General features: G+C 59.8%; 16 protein-coding genes and 1 rRNA gene. 13 read left to right on the forward strand and 4 right to left on the reverse strand.

Going from position 1 to position 13,912, the window contains the following annotated elements:
* Positions 1-1,377 carry a glutamate--tRNA ligase gene (gene gltX, locus HY795_09755; GenBank protein ID MBI4805508.1) on the reverse strand — a complete coding sequence of 459 codons (1,377 nt, stop codon included), beginning with the start codon at positions 1,375-1,377 and terminating at the stop codon, positions 1-3.
* A gap of 295 nt (positions 1,378-1,672) precedes the next feature.
* Here gltX and HY795_09760 point away from each other — a divergent pair, with 295 nt between their 5' ends.
* Genes HY795_09760 through HY795_09770 form a run of 3 tightly spaced genes read left to right on the forward strand, consistent with a single transcriptional unit; the run spans position 1,673 to position 3,928 of the window.
* A complete protein-coding gene (locus tag HY795_09760; protein MBI4805509.1) occupies positions 1,673-2,077 on the forward strand; it encodes a DUF2318 domain-containing protein in 405 nt (134 codons plus the stop codon).
* A 10-nt stretch (positions 2,078-2,087) separates the two neighbouring features.
* Positions 2,088-3,248 carry an ABC transporter permease gene (locus tag HY795_09765; protein MBI4805510.1) on the forward strand — a complete coding sequence of 387 codons (1,161 nt, stop codon included), beginning with the start codon at positions 2,088-2,090 and terminating at the stop codon, positions 3,246-3,248.
* A gap of 11 nt (positions 3,249-3,259) precedes the next feature.
* A complete protein-coding gene (locus tag HY795_09770) occupies positions 3,260-3,928 on the forward strand; it encodes an ABC transporter ATP-binding protein (GenBank protein MBI4805511.1) in 669 nt (222 codons plus the stop codon).
* Between the two features lie 100 nt (positions 3,929-4,028).
* Here the strand turns inward: HY795_09770 and HY795_09775 are convergent, their stop codons facing one another.
* Positions 4,029-4,241, reverse strand: a complete 213-nt coding sequence (locus HY795_09775) for a 50S ribosomal protein L28 (GenBank protein MBI4805512.1) — start codon at positions 4,239-4,241, stop codon at positions 4,029-4,031.
* Positions 4,242-4,389: 148 nt separating this feature from the next.
* Here HY795_09775 and HY795_09780 point away from each other — a divergent pair, with 148 nt between their 5' ends.
* The 10 genes from HY795_09780 to ribD all read left to right on the forward strand — a co-directional run bounded on the left by HY795_09780 (position 4,390) and on the right by ribD (position 12,599).
* Complete coding sequence (locus HY795_09780; GenBank protein MBI4805513.1) at positions 4,390-4,926, forward strand: DUF177 domain-containing protein; 537 nt, start codon at positions 4,390-4,392, stop codon at positions 4,924-4,926.
* 17 nt (positions 4,927-4,943) lie between these two features.
* The gene (gene rpmF / locus HY795_09785; GenBank protein ID MBI4805514.1) at positions 4,944-5,129 is read left to right on the forward strand and encodes a 50S ribosomal protein L32; all 186 of its coding nucleotides are present in this window, start codon (positions 4,944-4,946) and stop codon (positions 5,127-5,129) included.
* Positions 5,113-6,165, forward strand: a complete 1,053-nt coding sequence (gene plsX, locus HY795_09790) for a phosphate acyltransferase PlsX (GenBank protein ID MBI4805515.1) — start codon at positions 5,113-5,115, stop codon at positions 6,163-6,165. Before rpmF ends, plsX begins: the two co-directional genes overlap by 17 nt.
* Before the next feature lie 11 nt (positions 6,166-6,176).
* Positions 6,177-7,172, forward strand: coding sequence for a ketoacyl-ACP synthase III (locus HY795_09795; GenBank protein MBI4805516.1), 996 nt, complete (start codon positions 6,177-6,179; stop codon positions 7,170-7,172).
* Between the two features lie 63 nt (positions 7,173-7,235).
* Positions 7,236-7,982, forward strand: coding sequence for a 3-oxoacyl-[acyl-carrier-protein] reductase (gene fabG / locus HY795_09800; protein MBI4805517.1), 747 nt, complete (start codon positions 7,236-7,238; stop codon positions 7,980-7,982).
* Between the two features lie 36 nt (positions 7,983-8,018).
* The gene (gene acpP / locus HY795_09805; protein ID MBI4805518.1) at positions 8,019-8,252 is read left to right on the forward strand and encodes an acyl carrier protein; all 234 of its coding nucleotides are present in this window, start codon (positions 8,019-8,021) and stop codon (positions 8,250-8,252) included.
* 60 nt (positions 8,253-8,312) lie between these two features.
* Positions 8,313-9,557: a beta-ketoacyl-ACP synthase II gene (fabF, locus tag HY795_09810; GenBank protein MBI4805519.1), complete on the forward strand. Its 1,245-nt coding sequence runs from the start codon at positions 8,313-8,315 to the stop codon at positions 9,555-9,557.
* A gap of 119 nt (positions 9,558-9,676) precedes the next feature.
* Positions 9,677-10,915, forward strand: a complete 1,239-nt coding sequence (locus HY795_09815; GenBank protein MBI4805520.1) for a serine hydroxymethyltransferase — start codon at positions 9,677-9,679, stop codon at positions 10,913-10,915.
* 114 nt (positions 10,916-11,029) lie between these two features.
* Complete coding sequence (locus HY795_09820; GenBank protein MBI4805521.1) at positions 11,030-11,491, forward strand: cytidine/deoxycytidylate deaminase family protein; 462 nt, start codon at positions 11,030-11,032, stop codon at positions 11,489-11,491.
* A gap of 10 nt (positions 11,492-11,501) precedes the next feature.
* Entirely contained in the window at positions 11,502-12,599 is a 1,098-nt protein-coding gene (ribD, locus tag HY795_09825; GenBank protein MBI4805522.1) for a bifunctional diaminohydroxyphosphoribosylaminopyrimidine deaminase/5-amino-6-(5-phosphoribosylamino)uracil reductase RibD, read from the forward strand.
* Positions 12,600-12,666: 67 nt separating this feature from the next.
* Here ribD and HY795_09830 read toward each other — a convergent pair whose 3' ends face one another.
* Positions 12,667-13,620 (reverse strand): DMT family transporter, encoded by a 954-nt coding sequence (locus HY795_09830; protein ID MBI4805523.1) that lies wholly within the window; start codon positions 13,618-13,620, stop codon positions 12,667-12,669.
* A 156-nt stretch (positions 13,621-13,776) separates the two neighbouring features.
* Positions 13,777-13,892: ribosomal RNA gene (gene rrf / locus HY795_09835) — 5S ribosomal RNA — on the reverse strand.
* Between the last annotated feature and the right edge of the window lie 20 nt (positions 13,893-13,912).

Here is a 13,912-nt window from a genome sequence, read left to right on the forward strand (position 1 = left end):
TTATACCCGGCCCAATCTCTTAAGCACCCGCTCGCGGCCCATGGCCTGCATCATCTCGAACAGTCCGGGGCTCGCAGTCCTGCCGGTGAGCGCCACCCTCAAGGGCTGGGCGATGGTCTTGAACTTGAGTTCCTTTTCATCCAGATACGCCTTGGCCGCCGCCTCCAGGGGTTCCTGAGCGAAATCTGGCGCGGCGGCGAATATGGCCGCCAGCGCGGCCAAGTGCGGCTTTACGTCGTCTGTTAAGAACTTGGCCGCGGCTTGGGTGTCCATTTCAGGAACGTCCGCCACGAACATCTCGGCCTGTTCGGCCATCTCCACCATGGTGCGCGAGCGCGGCTGCAAAAGAGGAATGAAAGCTTTCAGATACTCGCGGTCGCACCCCGGAAAACCGCGTTTGGCCAGGGTTTCGTCCAGATATTCGGCCAGGCGGTCCAGAGAGCTTTCCTTGATGTAGTGCTGATTGAGCCACAAGAGCTTCTCGCGGTCGAACACCGAGGCGGACTTGCCCAGAGCCTTCAGAGAGAAGGCCTTCACCAGCTCCTCGCGGGAGAATATCTCCTGGTCCCCGTGGGACCAGCCCAGACGCACCAGATAATTGAGCATGGCCTCGGGCAGAATCCCCTGGTCGTGGTACTCGAACACGGCCGTGGCCCCGTGGCGCTTGGACAACTTCTTCTTGTCCGGCCCGAGGATCATGGGCACATGCCCGAAAGCGGGCAAGGGCAGGCCCAGGGCATTGTAAATGAGAACCTGCTTGGGAGTATTGTTGATGTGGTCGTCCCCCCGGACAACGTGAGTGACGCCCATGGTGGCGTCGTCCACCACCACGGCAAGATTGTAGGTGGGGGTGTTGTCGGACCGGCGCAGGATCATGTCGTCTAATTCGGTGTTCTCGAAGGATACCGGGCCATGGACGAGGTCGTCCATCAGGGTAATCCCGGTAAGGGGGGCTTTCAAGCGAACCACGCGTCCGGGCCCTGGGCCAAGGCCGCGCTCGCGGCAGCGGCCGTCGTACTTGGGCTTTGTTCCCTTGGCCCGGGCGGCTTCGCGCATGGCCTCCACCTCGTCCGGGGTGCAGGAGCACCAGTAGGCAGAACCGGCCTCCACCATGCGGTCGATGTACTGATTGTAAAGATCGAAGCGCTGGGTCTGGTAGATGGGCTCTCCGTCCCAATCAAGCCCCAGCCACTTCATGGAGGCCAGAATCCCCTCGGTGTAGGACGTCTGGGAACGGACGGTATCCGTGTCTTCGATACGCAGGAGGAACTTGCCTCCGGCCTGACGGGCCAGAAGCCAGCTGAAAATTGCGGTGCGTGCCCCGCCAATGTGCAACTGGCCGGTGGGGCTTGGGGCGAAACGAGTGACGATGCTCATGGAGCCTCCGAAAATGCGTGTGGCCCGCTGGTACGCGCCGTTTGGGGTGGCTGTCAACGCGAGCACCAAGCATTGCACATTACGCCAGAATGTGCAGGTTGCTGCACATCTTAGTTCGTCTCCTTGTTAAAAAATATACAATTACAATAATTTAATTGGTGGCATGGATTCTGCTCAAAACGGTCGACTTTGACTGACCGGCAATCGTTCTTACCTGTTCACTTCGAACGGCCTGCCTGTCCCAACAAAAACTCCCGGCCCCCCGGCCGGACACCATTGAAAAGAGGTACCGCACGTGAAACGAATTCTCCTCCCCTTGCTCCTGCTTTTTGCCTTGCCCCTTGCCGCCCATGCCGCTGACGACGTGGTCAAGATCCCCCTCAAGGACGTGAGCGACACCGCCAAGTTCTACAAGCTCGACGTAGACGGAACCACAGTGAAATATTTCGTCATCAAGGCGCCCGATGGAACCGTTCGTTCCGCCCTGGACGCCTGCGACGTATGTTTTCCCGAGAAGAAGGGCTACAAGCAGCACGGCGAATTCATGCTGTGCGTCAATTGCGGCCAGAAGTTCCACGTCTCTCGCGTGGGTCTGGTCAAGGGCGGGTGCAACCCACATCCCCTGCCGAACAAGGTCGAAGGTTCGGACGTGATTATCGCCAAGTCCGACCTGGCACTTGGCGTCAAGTACTTCAAGTAAGGACAGACGAATGAACCTGCTTACCCTGCCGGTCCGCACCCTGCGGCGAAAGCTCACCCGCACCATGTTGCTCACGGTGGTTTTCGCGGCGGGCATCTGTTCCGTGGTGGCCCTCAATTACGTGTCCAAAGCCGTGGGCGACTCCATGGAGAAAAAACTCACGGCCTACGGGGCCAACATCATGATTCAGCCCAAAGTGGACACCCTGGCCGTGGGCTACGGCGGGTTCAGCCTGGGCAATGTTTCCTTTGACGTTAGGCATCTCACCCGGGAGCAGGTGGACAAGGTCCGCACCATAGAGCTCAAGGAACGCATCGCCTCAGTGGCGCCCAAGTTCCTGGCTCTGACCAAGGTGAAGGACAAGCCCGTGGCCATGATCGGCGTAGACTGGCCTGAAGAGATGTTGATCAAGAACTACTGGGGGTTCGACGGCCGCCCGGCGGACAAGCCCGGCGAAGTGCTGGTTGGCTCCAAAGCCGCGGAGACCCTGGAGATAAAATCCGGAGACGTCTTTAGGGCCGAGGGCCGCGACTTCACCGTGGCCGGGGTGCTCACTCCCACCGGATCGGAAGACGACAACGTGATTTTCGCTGGCATCGAGGATTTGCAGCAGGCCCTGGGGCAGCCCGGACAGATCCACTTCGCCGAAGTGGCCGCGCTGTGCTCCGGCTGCCCTATCGACGACATCGTGGCCCAGATTCAGCAAACCATACCGGACGTGGACATCGTGGCCATGCAGAAAGTGGTCAAAAGCCGCATGTACACCATCCACTTCGTGCAGCACCTGGCCCTTATCGTGAGCGTCATCTTGTTGCTTACGGCCTGCTTCATGATCGCCCTGTCCCTTTTGGCCTCGGTGAACGAGCGTAAGCATGAAATCGGTGTGTTGCGCTCTCTTGGCTACTCGCGCTCCTCGGTGTTCTCCATCTTCTGCATGGAAGCCCTCATCATCGGGGTTGTGGCCGGTCTGGTCGGTTATTTCGGCGGATTCGGGGTGAGCTTCAAGGTCATGGACATGCTTCAGATGGCCAAGGAGGCTGATCTCACAATGGAAGCCTGGCACCTGGCCGTTACCCTGGCCGGCGTGTCCGTCATTTCCTGCCTGTCCTCGGTCATCCCCGCGTGGAAGGCCGCCAACACCGACCCCAGCCAGGCATTGGTAATGCTTTAGGAGAGAGGACCATGCTTCAAGCCAAAAACGTATCCAAAACCTTCGGCGACACCCAGGTGCTGCGCGACGTGTCCGTAGACATCGAAGCGGGGGAGTTCGCCTGCGTGGTCGGACGCTCGGGATCGGGCAAGTCCACTCTGCTCAATGTGCTTTCAACGCTTCTGAAGCCTGACGCCGGGCAGGTTGTTTACCAGGGCAAAGAGGTCTCAGCCATGAGCGAAGGCCAGATCAACGGCCTGCGCCACAAGGACTTCTCCATCATTTTTCAGCTGCACCATCTGCTTCCGTATCTCACGGCCCTGGAAAACGTTATGTTGCCCTACATGAACACCTTAAAGCCCGTGAGCGAGGACATCCGGATCAAGGCAGCCAAATGCCTGGACCGGGTCGGCCTTTCCGGCAAGGAAGACCGCCTCCCTGGCAAACTCTCCGGGGGCGAACAGCAGCGGGTGGCCATAGCCCGCGCCCTGGTGAAGAGCCCGGGCGTGATGTTCGCGGACGAACCCACCGGCAGCCTGGACAAGAAAAACGGCGACGGCATCATCGAACTTCTGCGGGACCTGAACACGGAAGGCGTGACGCTGGTGATGGTCACCCATGACCTGGGCTACGCCAAGCTGGCCGGACGGGTGGTTGTCATGGAGGACGGAAGGATCATCGAAGGGGCTTTGGCCTGCTGAAGAACCATAGCTGCTGCACTGACGTCTGGAACGAGGAAAAGGCCGGACCGGGTTCTCCCGGTCCGGCCTTTAGAATTTCTGGATCAAAACCTGGAAGTGTCTACTCGGCCTTTTCGCGCACGGCGGGCTTCACAACCGTACCGGAGCGCAGGCACCGGGTGCACACGGTCATGGTGCACACTTCGCCCGAAGGCTTCACGGCGCGAACCTGCTTCAGGTTAGGCTCGAAGCGGCGCTTGGACTTGTTGTTGGCATGGGAAACGTTGTTTCCGGTCTGGGGCTTTTTGCCGCACTTTTCGCAAACCTTGGCCATATCGAACCTCCAACGGGGACAAACCCCAGGGAATAAAGTACTCATCGAAAGGGAAGCTGTGCTTACACGCACTTTTTTGCCCTGGCAAGCTTTTTGTTGACAGAAGCCGGGGGCGCGATTACTCACCGTTGTTTCCCGGAGGCGAACCATGGCCGAGCGTTGGCTGGACATAACCGACATACCGGCTGATGGCCGTGAATTCGTCGTCGACGACCAGGAGCTCTGGGCAGACGGGGTCCGTGAATTCAAGTTGGACGTCACCCCTGCCAAGCAGCTTTCGGCCACGTTCATGGTCATTCCTGAGTTGCGCGGGGCGCTGGTGCGGGGCAAGCTCACCGGAGCCGTGTCCGCCCCATGCGACCGTTGCGCAGGGGATGTCCTGGTGGAAATCGACCAGAGTTTCGACCTTTTTGAAGAAGAACCGCTCCCGGATGCCGAAGTCCTGGAACCGTCCCTTATAAGAAGGAAAGGACGCCGACTTGAGCTTGACGTCGGCGGCATGCTCTGGGAAGAGTTCGTGTTGGCCCTGCCGGTGAAGCCGCTGTGCGGCGAAAACTGCAAGGGCCTCTGTCCGTCTTGCGGGCAGGATTTGAACGCCGGGCCCTGCGGCTGCGGCGGGGCGGATCTTGACCCGCGGCTGGCTGCGTTGCGCGGGCTTACCATCGTCAAGAAAGACAAAGCTTAAATAAGAGGTATACGGAAATGGCCGTCCCCAAAAAGAAAATCTCCAAGTCCCGCAAGGGTATGCGCCGGTCACACGACGCTCTGACCCCTCCCAACGTCATCCTGTGCTCCTGCGGAGAGCCGACCCTGCCCCACAGGGTGTGCCCCAGCTGCGGCACCTACAAGGGCCGTCAGGTTCTCAAGCGGGATGAACCCCAGTCCTAGCAGGCCCCGCATCGCCGTGGACGCCATGGGAGGGGATTTCGGTCCCCACGTGGTAGTTCCCGGCGCTGTCCAGGCCGCCAAGCGCAAGCAGTTCGACCTGCTCTTGGTGGGGGACGAACCCCGAATCGCTGCCGAGCTTTCCAAACTCGACACGCGGGGTATCGTCGTTCGAGTCGTTCATGCCAGCCAAGTGGCCGACATGCACGACAAGCCCACCGAGGCCCTGCGCAAGAAGAAGGACTCTTCCATTCAGGTGGCCTGCAACCTGATCCGCGACGGTCAGGCCGACGGGCTCATCAGCGCCGGAAATACCGGTGTGGTGCTCACGAGCAGCCTCTTCACCCTGGGCCGCCTCGAAGGCGTGGACCGCCCGGCTCTGGCCACCATCCTGCCCACTGAGCGCACCCCGTGCGTGCTCATCGACGCTGGTGCCAACGTGGACTGCAAGGCCCACAACCTCTTGCAGTTCGGCATCATGGCCGACGTCATGGCCCGGGTGCTCTTGCACATCCAGGATCCAAAAGTGGCCATCCTCTCCAACGGTGAGGAAGAAGGCAAGGGCAACCAGCTAGCCAAGGAAGCCTTCGAGTTGTTCAAGCACTCCTCCCTCAACTTTGTCGGCAACGTGGAAGGGCGCGACCTTTTCACCGGCGAAGTGGACGTGGTGGTGTGCGACGGTTTCGTGGGCAATGTGGCCATCAAGCTGGGCGAAGGTTTGGCCTCGTCGCTGGGAAGGCTCCTCAAAGGCGAACTCCGGCGCGGGTTCTTCGCCAAGATAGGCACCACCTTGGCCTTGTCGGCCCTCAAGCGGTTCTCCAGGCTTATGGACTACGCCGAATACGGAGGGGCGCCGCTCTTGGGGCTCCAAGGCACGGTCATCGTCAGCCACGGCGCGTCCAACTTGAAGGCCATCGCCAACGCGGTGGACATGGCCGGAACCTTGGTTCGCCTGGAAGCCGCTGACCTGCTCAAAGCGGGACTCGCGGCCAACAAAGATTTCGCTCACTTCGTGAAACGCTCGGCCCACGCCGAATAAAAGACCCCCACATGCACGGACGCTTCACCATAGAAGGCTTCGGCCGTCACGTACCCGATCGCGTGCTCACCAACGCCGAGTTGGAGACCATGGTCGACACCAGCGACGACTGGATCACCACCCGCACTGGCATCAAGGAGCGTCACATCGCCGCTCCTGGCGAGTCTTCCAGCGACCTCGCTGTCAAGGCCGCCAAGAATGCCCTGGCGTATGCCGGCCGCGACGCCCAGGATCTCACGCACATTTACTACGCCACGTTCACCCCGGACGCGTTCTGCCCCCCGGCATCCTGCGTGCTGCAGGAAAAGCTCGGCATCAAAGGCCGGGCCTGCGTTGACATGAACGCGGCCTGTTCGGGGTTTCTCTACGGCATCGACACGGCCATGGGCGCTCTCTCTTTGAGGCCGGGGTCCACTGTGCTGGTCACCGCCGCCGAGGTTACCACCAGCCGCACCAACTGGGCCGACCGGGGCACCTGCGTGCTCTTTGGGGACGGAGCCGGCGCCATCGTTCTCTCCGACAAGGAACCCAAGCCTGGCCAGGCTGCCATCCAGGACGTCATCCTCAAGTCCGACGGTTCTCTCTGGCCCCTGCTTACGGTGAAGGGTGGCGGATCCGGCTGGCCTCTCAAACTGGGCGACACCATCCAGGACGATTTTTTCATCGAAATGAACGGGCCCGAGGTATATAAAAATGCCGTGCGCTCCATGGGCTCGGTGAGTGAAGAGATCGTGGAGAGAAACGGTCTGTCCATGGATGACATCGACCTCTTCATCCCCCACCAGGCCAACCTGCGCATCATCGAAGCCGTGGGCAAACGCTTGAAAATTTTTGGAGACAGGGTCATGGTTACTGTGGACCGGTATGGCAACACGTCCGCCGCCTCTGTCGCCATCGCATTGTCGGACGCTGTTTCCGAGGGACGCGTCAAACCCGGTTCCAAGGTGCTGCTTACAACCTTCGGCGGCGGTTTCACTTGGGGCGCGGTGCTGCTCAATTTCGTCTAGAAAATGACGTTTGAGTTTGCTATACAATTGAGTTAGGGACCCTCAATTCATACCGGAACCATCATGAAAAATCCCCCCCGTCTCACCGCCCTTGTCACCGGTGGATCGCGCGGCATCGGCGCGGCCGTGGCCAAGCGATTGGCCAAGGCCGGCTACTCCGTGATCTTCACCTACGTTTCCAAGCCTGACGAGGCCAAAGCCGTTGCTGCCCACATCATGGCCGAAGGGGGCGAAGCCCAGGCCCTGGCCTTGGATGTTGGCGACCGCACCGCTGTGGTCGAGTTTTTCAAGGAGCACATCGAGGGCAAGACCGAACTCGAGGTGATGGTGAACAATGCCGGCATCACCAAGGACGGTCTGCTCATCCGCATGAAGGATGAGGACTGGGACCGGGTCATCGGCATAAACCTCACCGGGGCTTTCACCTGCCTGCGTGAAGCGGCCAAGATCATGATGAAACGCCGCAGCGGCCGTATCGTGAACATCGTGTCCGTGGCGGGCCAGTCCGGCAATGCTGGCCAGGCCAACTATTCCGCTGCCAAAGCCGGCCTTATCGGGCTTACCAAAACCGCGGCCCTGGAGCTTGCTCCGCGCGGGGTAACGGTCAACGCGGTGGCGCCCGGGCTTATCGAAAGCGACATGACTGCCGTTTTGCCCGAAGCCGTCACCAAGGCCTTTTTGGAACAGATCCCGCTGAAAAAAATGGGCACCCCCGAGGATGTCGCCTCGGCCGTGGCCTATCTCGCCTCGCCGGAGGCCGCGTACGTCACCGGCCAGGTGCTGGCCGTCAACGGCGGCCTTTTCCGCTAATAAAAACAACCACCCGCTTATTCGAAGGAGAGAAACATGTCCGTCGCCGAGAAAGTGAAAGAGATCATCGTGGACCAGCTGGGCGTTTCCGCCGACGAGGTCAAGCCCGAAGCCAAATTCGTGGACGACCTGGGCGCTGATTCCCTCGACCTCACCGAGCTGATCATGGCTATGGAAGAGGAGTTCAGCGTTGAGATCGCTGACGAGGACGCTCAGAAGATCGTCAAGGTCCAGGACGCCATCGATTACGTCTCTTCCAAACAGGCTTAATATTGCCGCGGCGGCCGGCCTTACCCCGGCCGCCTATTTTTCCTCAAGGTGCCAATGCCCATGAAGCTTAATCGTGTCGTCGTCACCGGCATGGCCGCGGTCACGCCCATCGGCTCCGATCTCGCCACCAGCTGGCGGAATCTTTTGGAAGGCGTTTCTGGCGCGGGTCCGATCACCCGTTTCGACGCCACCGGGTTCGATACCACTATTGCCTGCGAGATCAAGGATTTCGACCCCTCCAAGTACATACCTGTCAAGCAGGCCCGCCGCCTGGACCTGTTCTCCCAGTACGCGGTGGTCGCTTCCCTGATGGCCGTGGAAGATGCGGGTCTGGAGATCACCCCGGAACTGGCTCCGCACGTGGGCACCCAGATCGGCTGCGGCCTGGGCGGCCTGCACACCATCGAAGAGCAGCACAAGAAGCTGCTTGCCGGCGGCCCCGGCAAGGTGTCGCCGTTCTTTATTCCGGTGCTCATCGCCAACATGGCGGCAGGCCAGTCAGCCATTTTTACCGGCGCAAAGGGCCCCAACGCCTGCACCACCACAGCCTGCGCCTCCGGCGCACACGGTGTGGGCTATGCCTACACCGACATCATGCTTGGCCGCGCCAAGGCTATGATCTGCGGCGGCGCGGAATCCACCATCGCCCCTCTGGGCGTGAGCGGCTTCAATGCGCTGAAGGCTCTTTCCACCCAGAACGACTCCCCCACCACGGCCTCGCGCCCCTTTGACAAGGACCGTACCGGCTTCGTCATGGGCGAAGGCTCCGGCATCCTGGTTCTGGAAGAGCTCGAATTCGCCACGGCTCGCGGGGCCAAGATTCTTGCGGAAGTCGCTGGGTTCGGTTCTTCTGGCGACGCCTTCCACATGACCGCCCCGCCGGAGAGCGGTGAAGGAGCCGCCCTTGCCATGGCCGCTGCCTTGCGCGAGGCAGGCATGAAGCCTGAGCAGATCGACAGCATCAACGCTCACGGCACTTCCACGCAGTTGAACGACCAGTGCGAGACCCAGGCTATCAAGACCGTATTCGGCGACCACGCCTACAAGCTCTCCGTCACTGGCAACAAATCCATGATCGGCCACTGCCTGGGCGCGGCTGGAGCCATCGAGAGCGTGTTCTCCGTGAAGTCGATCCTGGAGAGCGTCGTACCCCCAACCATAAACTACGACACCCCTGACCCGGCCTGCGATCTCGACTACACGCCGAATAAGGCAAAAAAGCGCGAAGTGAAAGCCATTATGAACAATTCGTTTGGTTTCGGCGGGACGAACGCGTGTCTGGTATTTAAGAAGTTTGTCGAGTAGGAGTTTGAGGGACTTTCATCTGACAAGTCCCTCTGTGCTCTTTTTAATAAATCCTAACGGGCTTTGCAGGTGAACCACCGGCTAAGCCCGTTACCCTTTTCCAAGGCAAAGGAGTCACCATGGACGAAATATTCATCCGCGACCCGCAGATCGCCAACGCTATTGCTCAGGAAATCGACCGCCAGGTCAGCTGTCTGGAACTCATTGCCTCGGAGAATTTCGTCTCGTCGGCAGTGCGTCAGGCTCAAGGTTCGGTCATGACCCACAAGTATGCCGAGGGTTACCCGCACAAACGCTACTATGGTGGCTGCGAATTTGTGGACGTAGCCGAGGATCTCGCCCGCGACCGGGTGAAAGAGCTTTTCGGCTGCGACTACGCCAACGTTCAGCCCCACTCCGGTTCCCAGGCCAACATGGGTGTTTATTTCTCCGTGCTCCAGCCCGGCGACACCATCCTGGGCATGGATCTCTCCCACGGCGGGCACTTGACCCACGGCAGCCCGGTGAACTTTTCCGGCCGTTTCTTCAAGGTCGTCTTCTATGGCGTAAAGAAGGAAACCGGGACCATCGACTACGATGCTTTGGAAAAGCTTGCTCGCGAACATAAGCCCAAGATGATTATCGCCGGGGCCAGCGCCTATCCCCGCACCATCGATTTCGACCGCTTCCGGGCCATTGCCGACGAGGTTGGCGCCTACCTCATGGTGGACATGGCCCACATCGCCGGTCTGGTGGCCACCGGACAGCATCCTTCGCCCATCGGCAAGGCGCACTTCACCACCTCCACCACCCACAAGACCTTGCGCGGCCCCCGCGGAGGGCTCATCCTGGCTGGCGAGGAAGAGGCCAAGAAGATCGACTCCCAGATTTTCCCCGGCATCCAGGGTGGCCCGCTCATGCACGTGATAGCGGCCAAGGCCGTGTCCTTTGGCGAGGCTCTGCGTCCTGAATTCAAAACCTACCAGGAACAGGTGGTCAAAAACGCCAAGGTGATGGCCTCCGGATTGGTCGCTTTGGGGTATGACCTGGTTTCCGGCGGCACGGACAACCACCTTATGCTCGTGGACTTGAACAATAAGAACGTCACCGGCAAGGAAGCCCAGATCGCATTGGACGCTGCCGGAATCACCGCCAACAAGAACACCGTTCCTTTCGAGACTCGTTCTCCCTTCGTCACCTCCGGCATCCGCCTGGGCACACCAGCCTTGACCACTCGCGGCATGAAAGAAGCCGAGATGCAGAAAGTGGTGGCCTGGATCGACGCGGCCATCTTGGCCAAAGACAACGAAACCACGCTTGCGGCTATCAAATCGGAAGTCAAAGAGTTCGCCCGGCAGTACCCGCTTTTCGCCTGGTAACTCTGGACCGATTCATTCTTTTACAGGCCGCGCTGCGTTTGCTGCGCGGCCTTTTGCTTGACAACCGCAGCGACGCCCAGCACTTTCCAGGAAAACACGGAGAATTCGCACACAATGGACCAACGCCTCCCCTGGCCCGAATATTTCATGCGCATTTCCTTCCTGGTGGCTGAACGCTCTACCTGCTTGCGTCGCAAGGTGGGAGCCATCGCGGTCAAAGACAAACGCATCCTGGCCACCGGCTATAACGGCTCCCCGGCCGGAACGGCTCACTGCCTGGACATTGGCTGCCTGCGCGACAAACTTGGCATCCCCTCGGGCCAGCGCCATGAGCTCTGCCGGGGGCTGCACGCAGAACAGAACGTCATCATCCAGGCGGCCACCCACGGCGTGTCCATCACCGGTGCCGACCTCTACTGCACTACGCAGCCCTGCATTATCTGCACAAAGATGCTCATCAACTGCGGTGTGAAAAACATTCATTATGCCGAGGGCTACCCAGACGATCTTTCCCGCGATATGCTGAAAGAAGCCGGAGTGAACTTTGATACCCTGCCACGCCCCGAAAACTTCTGACGAGGCCTTCATGGCCCGCGCCTTGGAACTTGCCCGGCAGGGCAAAGGTTCCACAGCGCCAAACCCGTGCGTCGGAGCGGTGCTCGTTCGCGATGGCGCCATTGTGGCCGAAGGCTGGCATGAGCGCCACGGCGGGCCGCATGCCGAGGTGAATTGCCTGTACGATGCCGCAGCCAAGGGTGTGGAGCCTTCCCGATGTACCTTGTATGTTACCCTTGAGCCCTGCAACCACCACGGCAAAACTCCCCCCTGCACCCAGGCCGTACTCTCTGCTGGCATAAAGAAAGTGGTCGTGGGCTGCGCCGATCCTAATCCCAAGGTGGAAGGCGGAGGAGCCGACTTTTTGCGCCAACGCGGGGTTGACGTGACTGTGGGAGTCTTGGAGCTAGCTTGCCAGGACTTGATCGCGGATTTCAGCGTGTGGCAATTCACTCCCCGCACCTATAACATCCTCAAGATGGCTGCCACCTTGGACGGACGAATCGCCTCCCGAAGCGGCCATTCCGCCTGGGTGAGCGGGCCGGAATCCCGGGCGCAGGTTCATGATTTGCGCACCAGGGTGGACGCCGTCATCGTGGGTGGCGCAACCCTTCGCAAGGACAATCCCCAACTCACGGCCAGGTCCGAGACCCAGCAGATCGACCGCCAGCCCCTGGCTGTGGTTGTCACCTCTTTGTTGCCTGAGCCTTCTGCAGCATTGACGCTGTTGAGAGAACGGGCCAGCCAGACCATCTTCTGGACTGATCTGGCCAATTCGGTTTCGGTGCGCGCCGAAGCTCTTCGCGAGATGGGGGTCCGGGTATGGGAACTACCGAGCACCGGGGAGCGTCTCGACCTCGCTGCCGGTTTCGCCCTTCTCCGCTCTGAAGCTCATTGTTATACAACCCTTTGCGAGGGCGGGGGCAGACTGGCCTTGTCTCTGGCTACCCAAGGCCTGATGGACGAATTTCTCTATTTCCTGGCCCCTAAGGTGCTTGGCGATGCCAAGGCCATCCCTGTTTTTTCCGGAGCAAGTGTCGAGTCAATGGATCAGGCTCTCCGCCTGAGGCTCTCCGACGTCCGCCCCAGCGGACAGGACCTTCTGCTCACCTACATGCCTCGCAAATAGGCATTGTATGAACTCAAAATGCTCCCTGAAGCACGTTTGAGTTCTTTCTCTCTCTTCTATCTGGTGGTTATCGCCTGGAAGACCGAGCGGCTTTGAGCCCCCACACCACGCCAGCGAAGACCATGAGCATGCCCAGCAGTTCCCATACTCCTGGGAACTCGCCTTTCACTATGCAGGCGTAGATGATTCCGGAGATCGGCCAGAAGACGATACATTGTCCGGCCACGGAGGCTGGGAGCATGGCGTTGGCCTTGTTCCAGAGTGTCCCGCCCAGCCAGGACACTCCGAGCCCTAAGACCACGCTCCCCATCGCATAACCGAACAACGTGGTTTGCGTTCCATGCCAGGGCAGCTGCCCACCCAAACAGATAATACGAAGGATCAGAGCCGAGGCTGAGAACACCAGCAAGACTGCTCCTGTCACGTTGGCCCAAGCTAAGGGTGTGATGCGAGGATTCGCTTTCAGGAACAGGATGTTGGCCACCAGATAATAGGTCAAGAGGCCTTGGGCCAAAAGACTCGCGAACATACCCCACCACAGGTTGTCGGCCGCGAGACCCTGGCCGTGCCTGGCCAGATTGACCAGAAGAAGTCCGCCCCCCAAAACTCCCAGCGCAGGAAGCATGTGGGCAAAAGGGACTTCCCTGGTGCGCAAATTGGCTACTACAGCCACGCTTACGGGGGTGAGGCCCATGACCAGGGTGGGCAGAGCTGGTCCTGTGAGTTCGATGGCGAAAACCAGTGCCGTGTAACAGCCGTAATATCCGGTAGCAGCGAAGACGAAGGCCTTGATCCATTGGCTTCTTGTGAGCGTAAAGCCCCCCAGCTTCGCACGCAGTACAAAGAACGCCCCCAATGTCCCGAATACTAGGTAACGGCCCAGAGAGACGTCCCAGGCGGAAATACCTGGCATGAACAAGGGAACCACGAAGGAGAGGCCCCAGAGGGATGCTCCTCCTGCAGCACATGCCAGCCCCAAGGGGTTGATGTGACCTGCTTTGGAGGATGAGGATGCGTTCATTGTGTTGCGTTCTCGCTATTTGATAAGGCAAGGCACTGGGGTTCTGGGATAGCGTTTCGGTCTTAAGGAGCAAAGCGAAAGATATCTCTCTCCTTTACCGCAAGTGTTTTCCAAAAGCGAAAGGCCCGCATTTTGTGCGGGCCTTTCTTAGAAGGATCCTGGCGGCGACCTACTTTCCCACTAGCGGTCCTAGCAGTATCATCGGCGATGGAGGGCTTAACTTCCGAGTTCGGAATGGGATCGGGTGTACCCCCTCCTCTGGGGCCACCAGGAAATTCCTGATGATATATAA

The organism is Desulfovibrio sp. (assembly GCA_016208105.1).
In the GTDB taxonomy this organism is placed as follows: domain Bacteria; phylum Desulfobacterota; class Desulfovibrionia; order Desulfovibrionales; family Desulfovibrionaceae; genus Fundidesulfovibrio.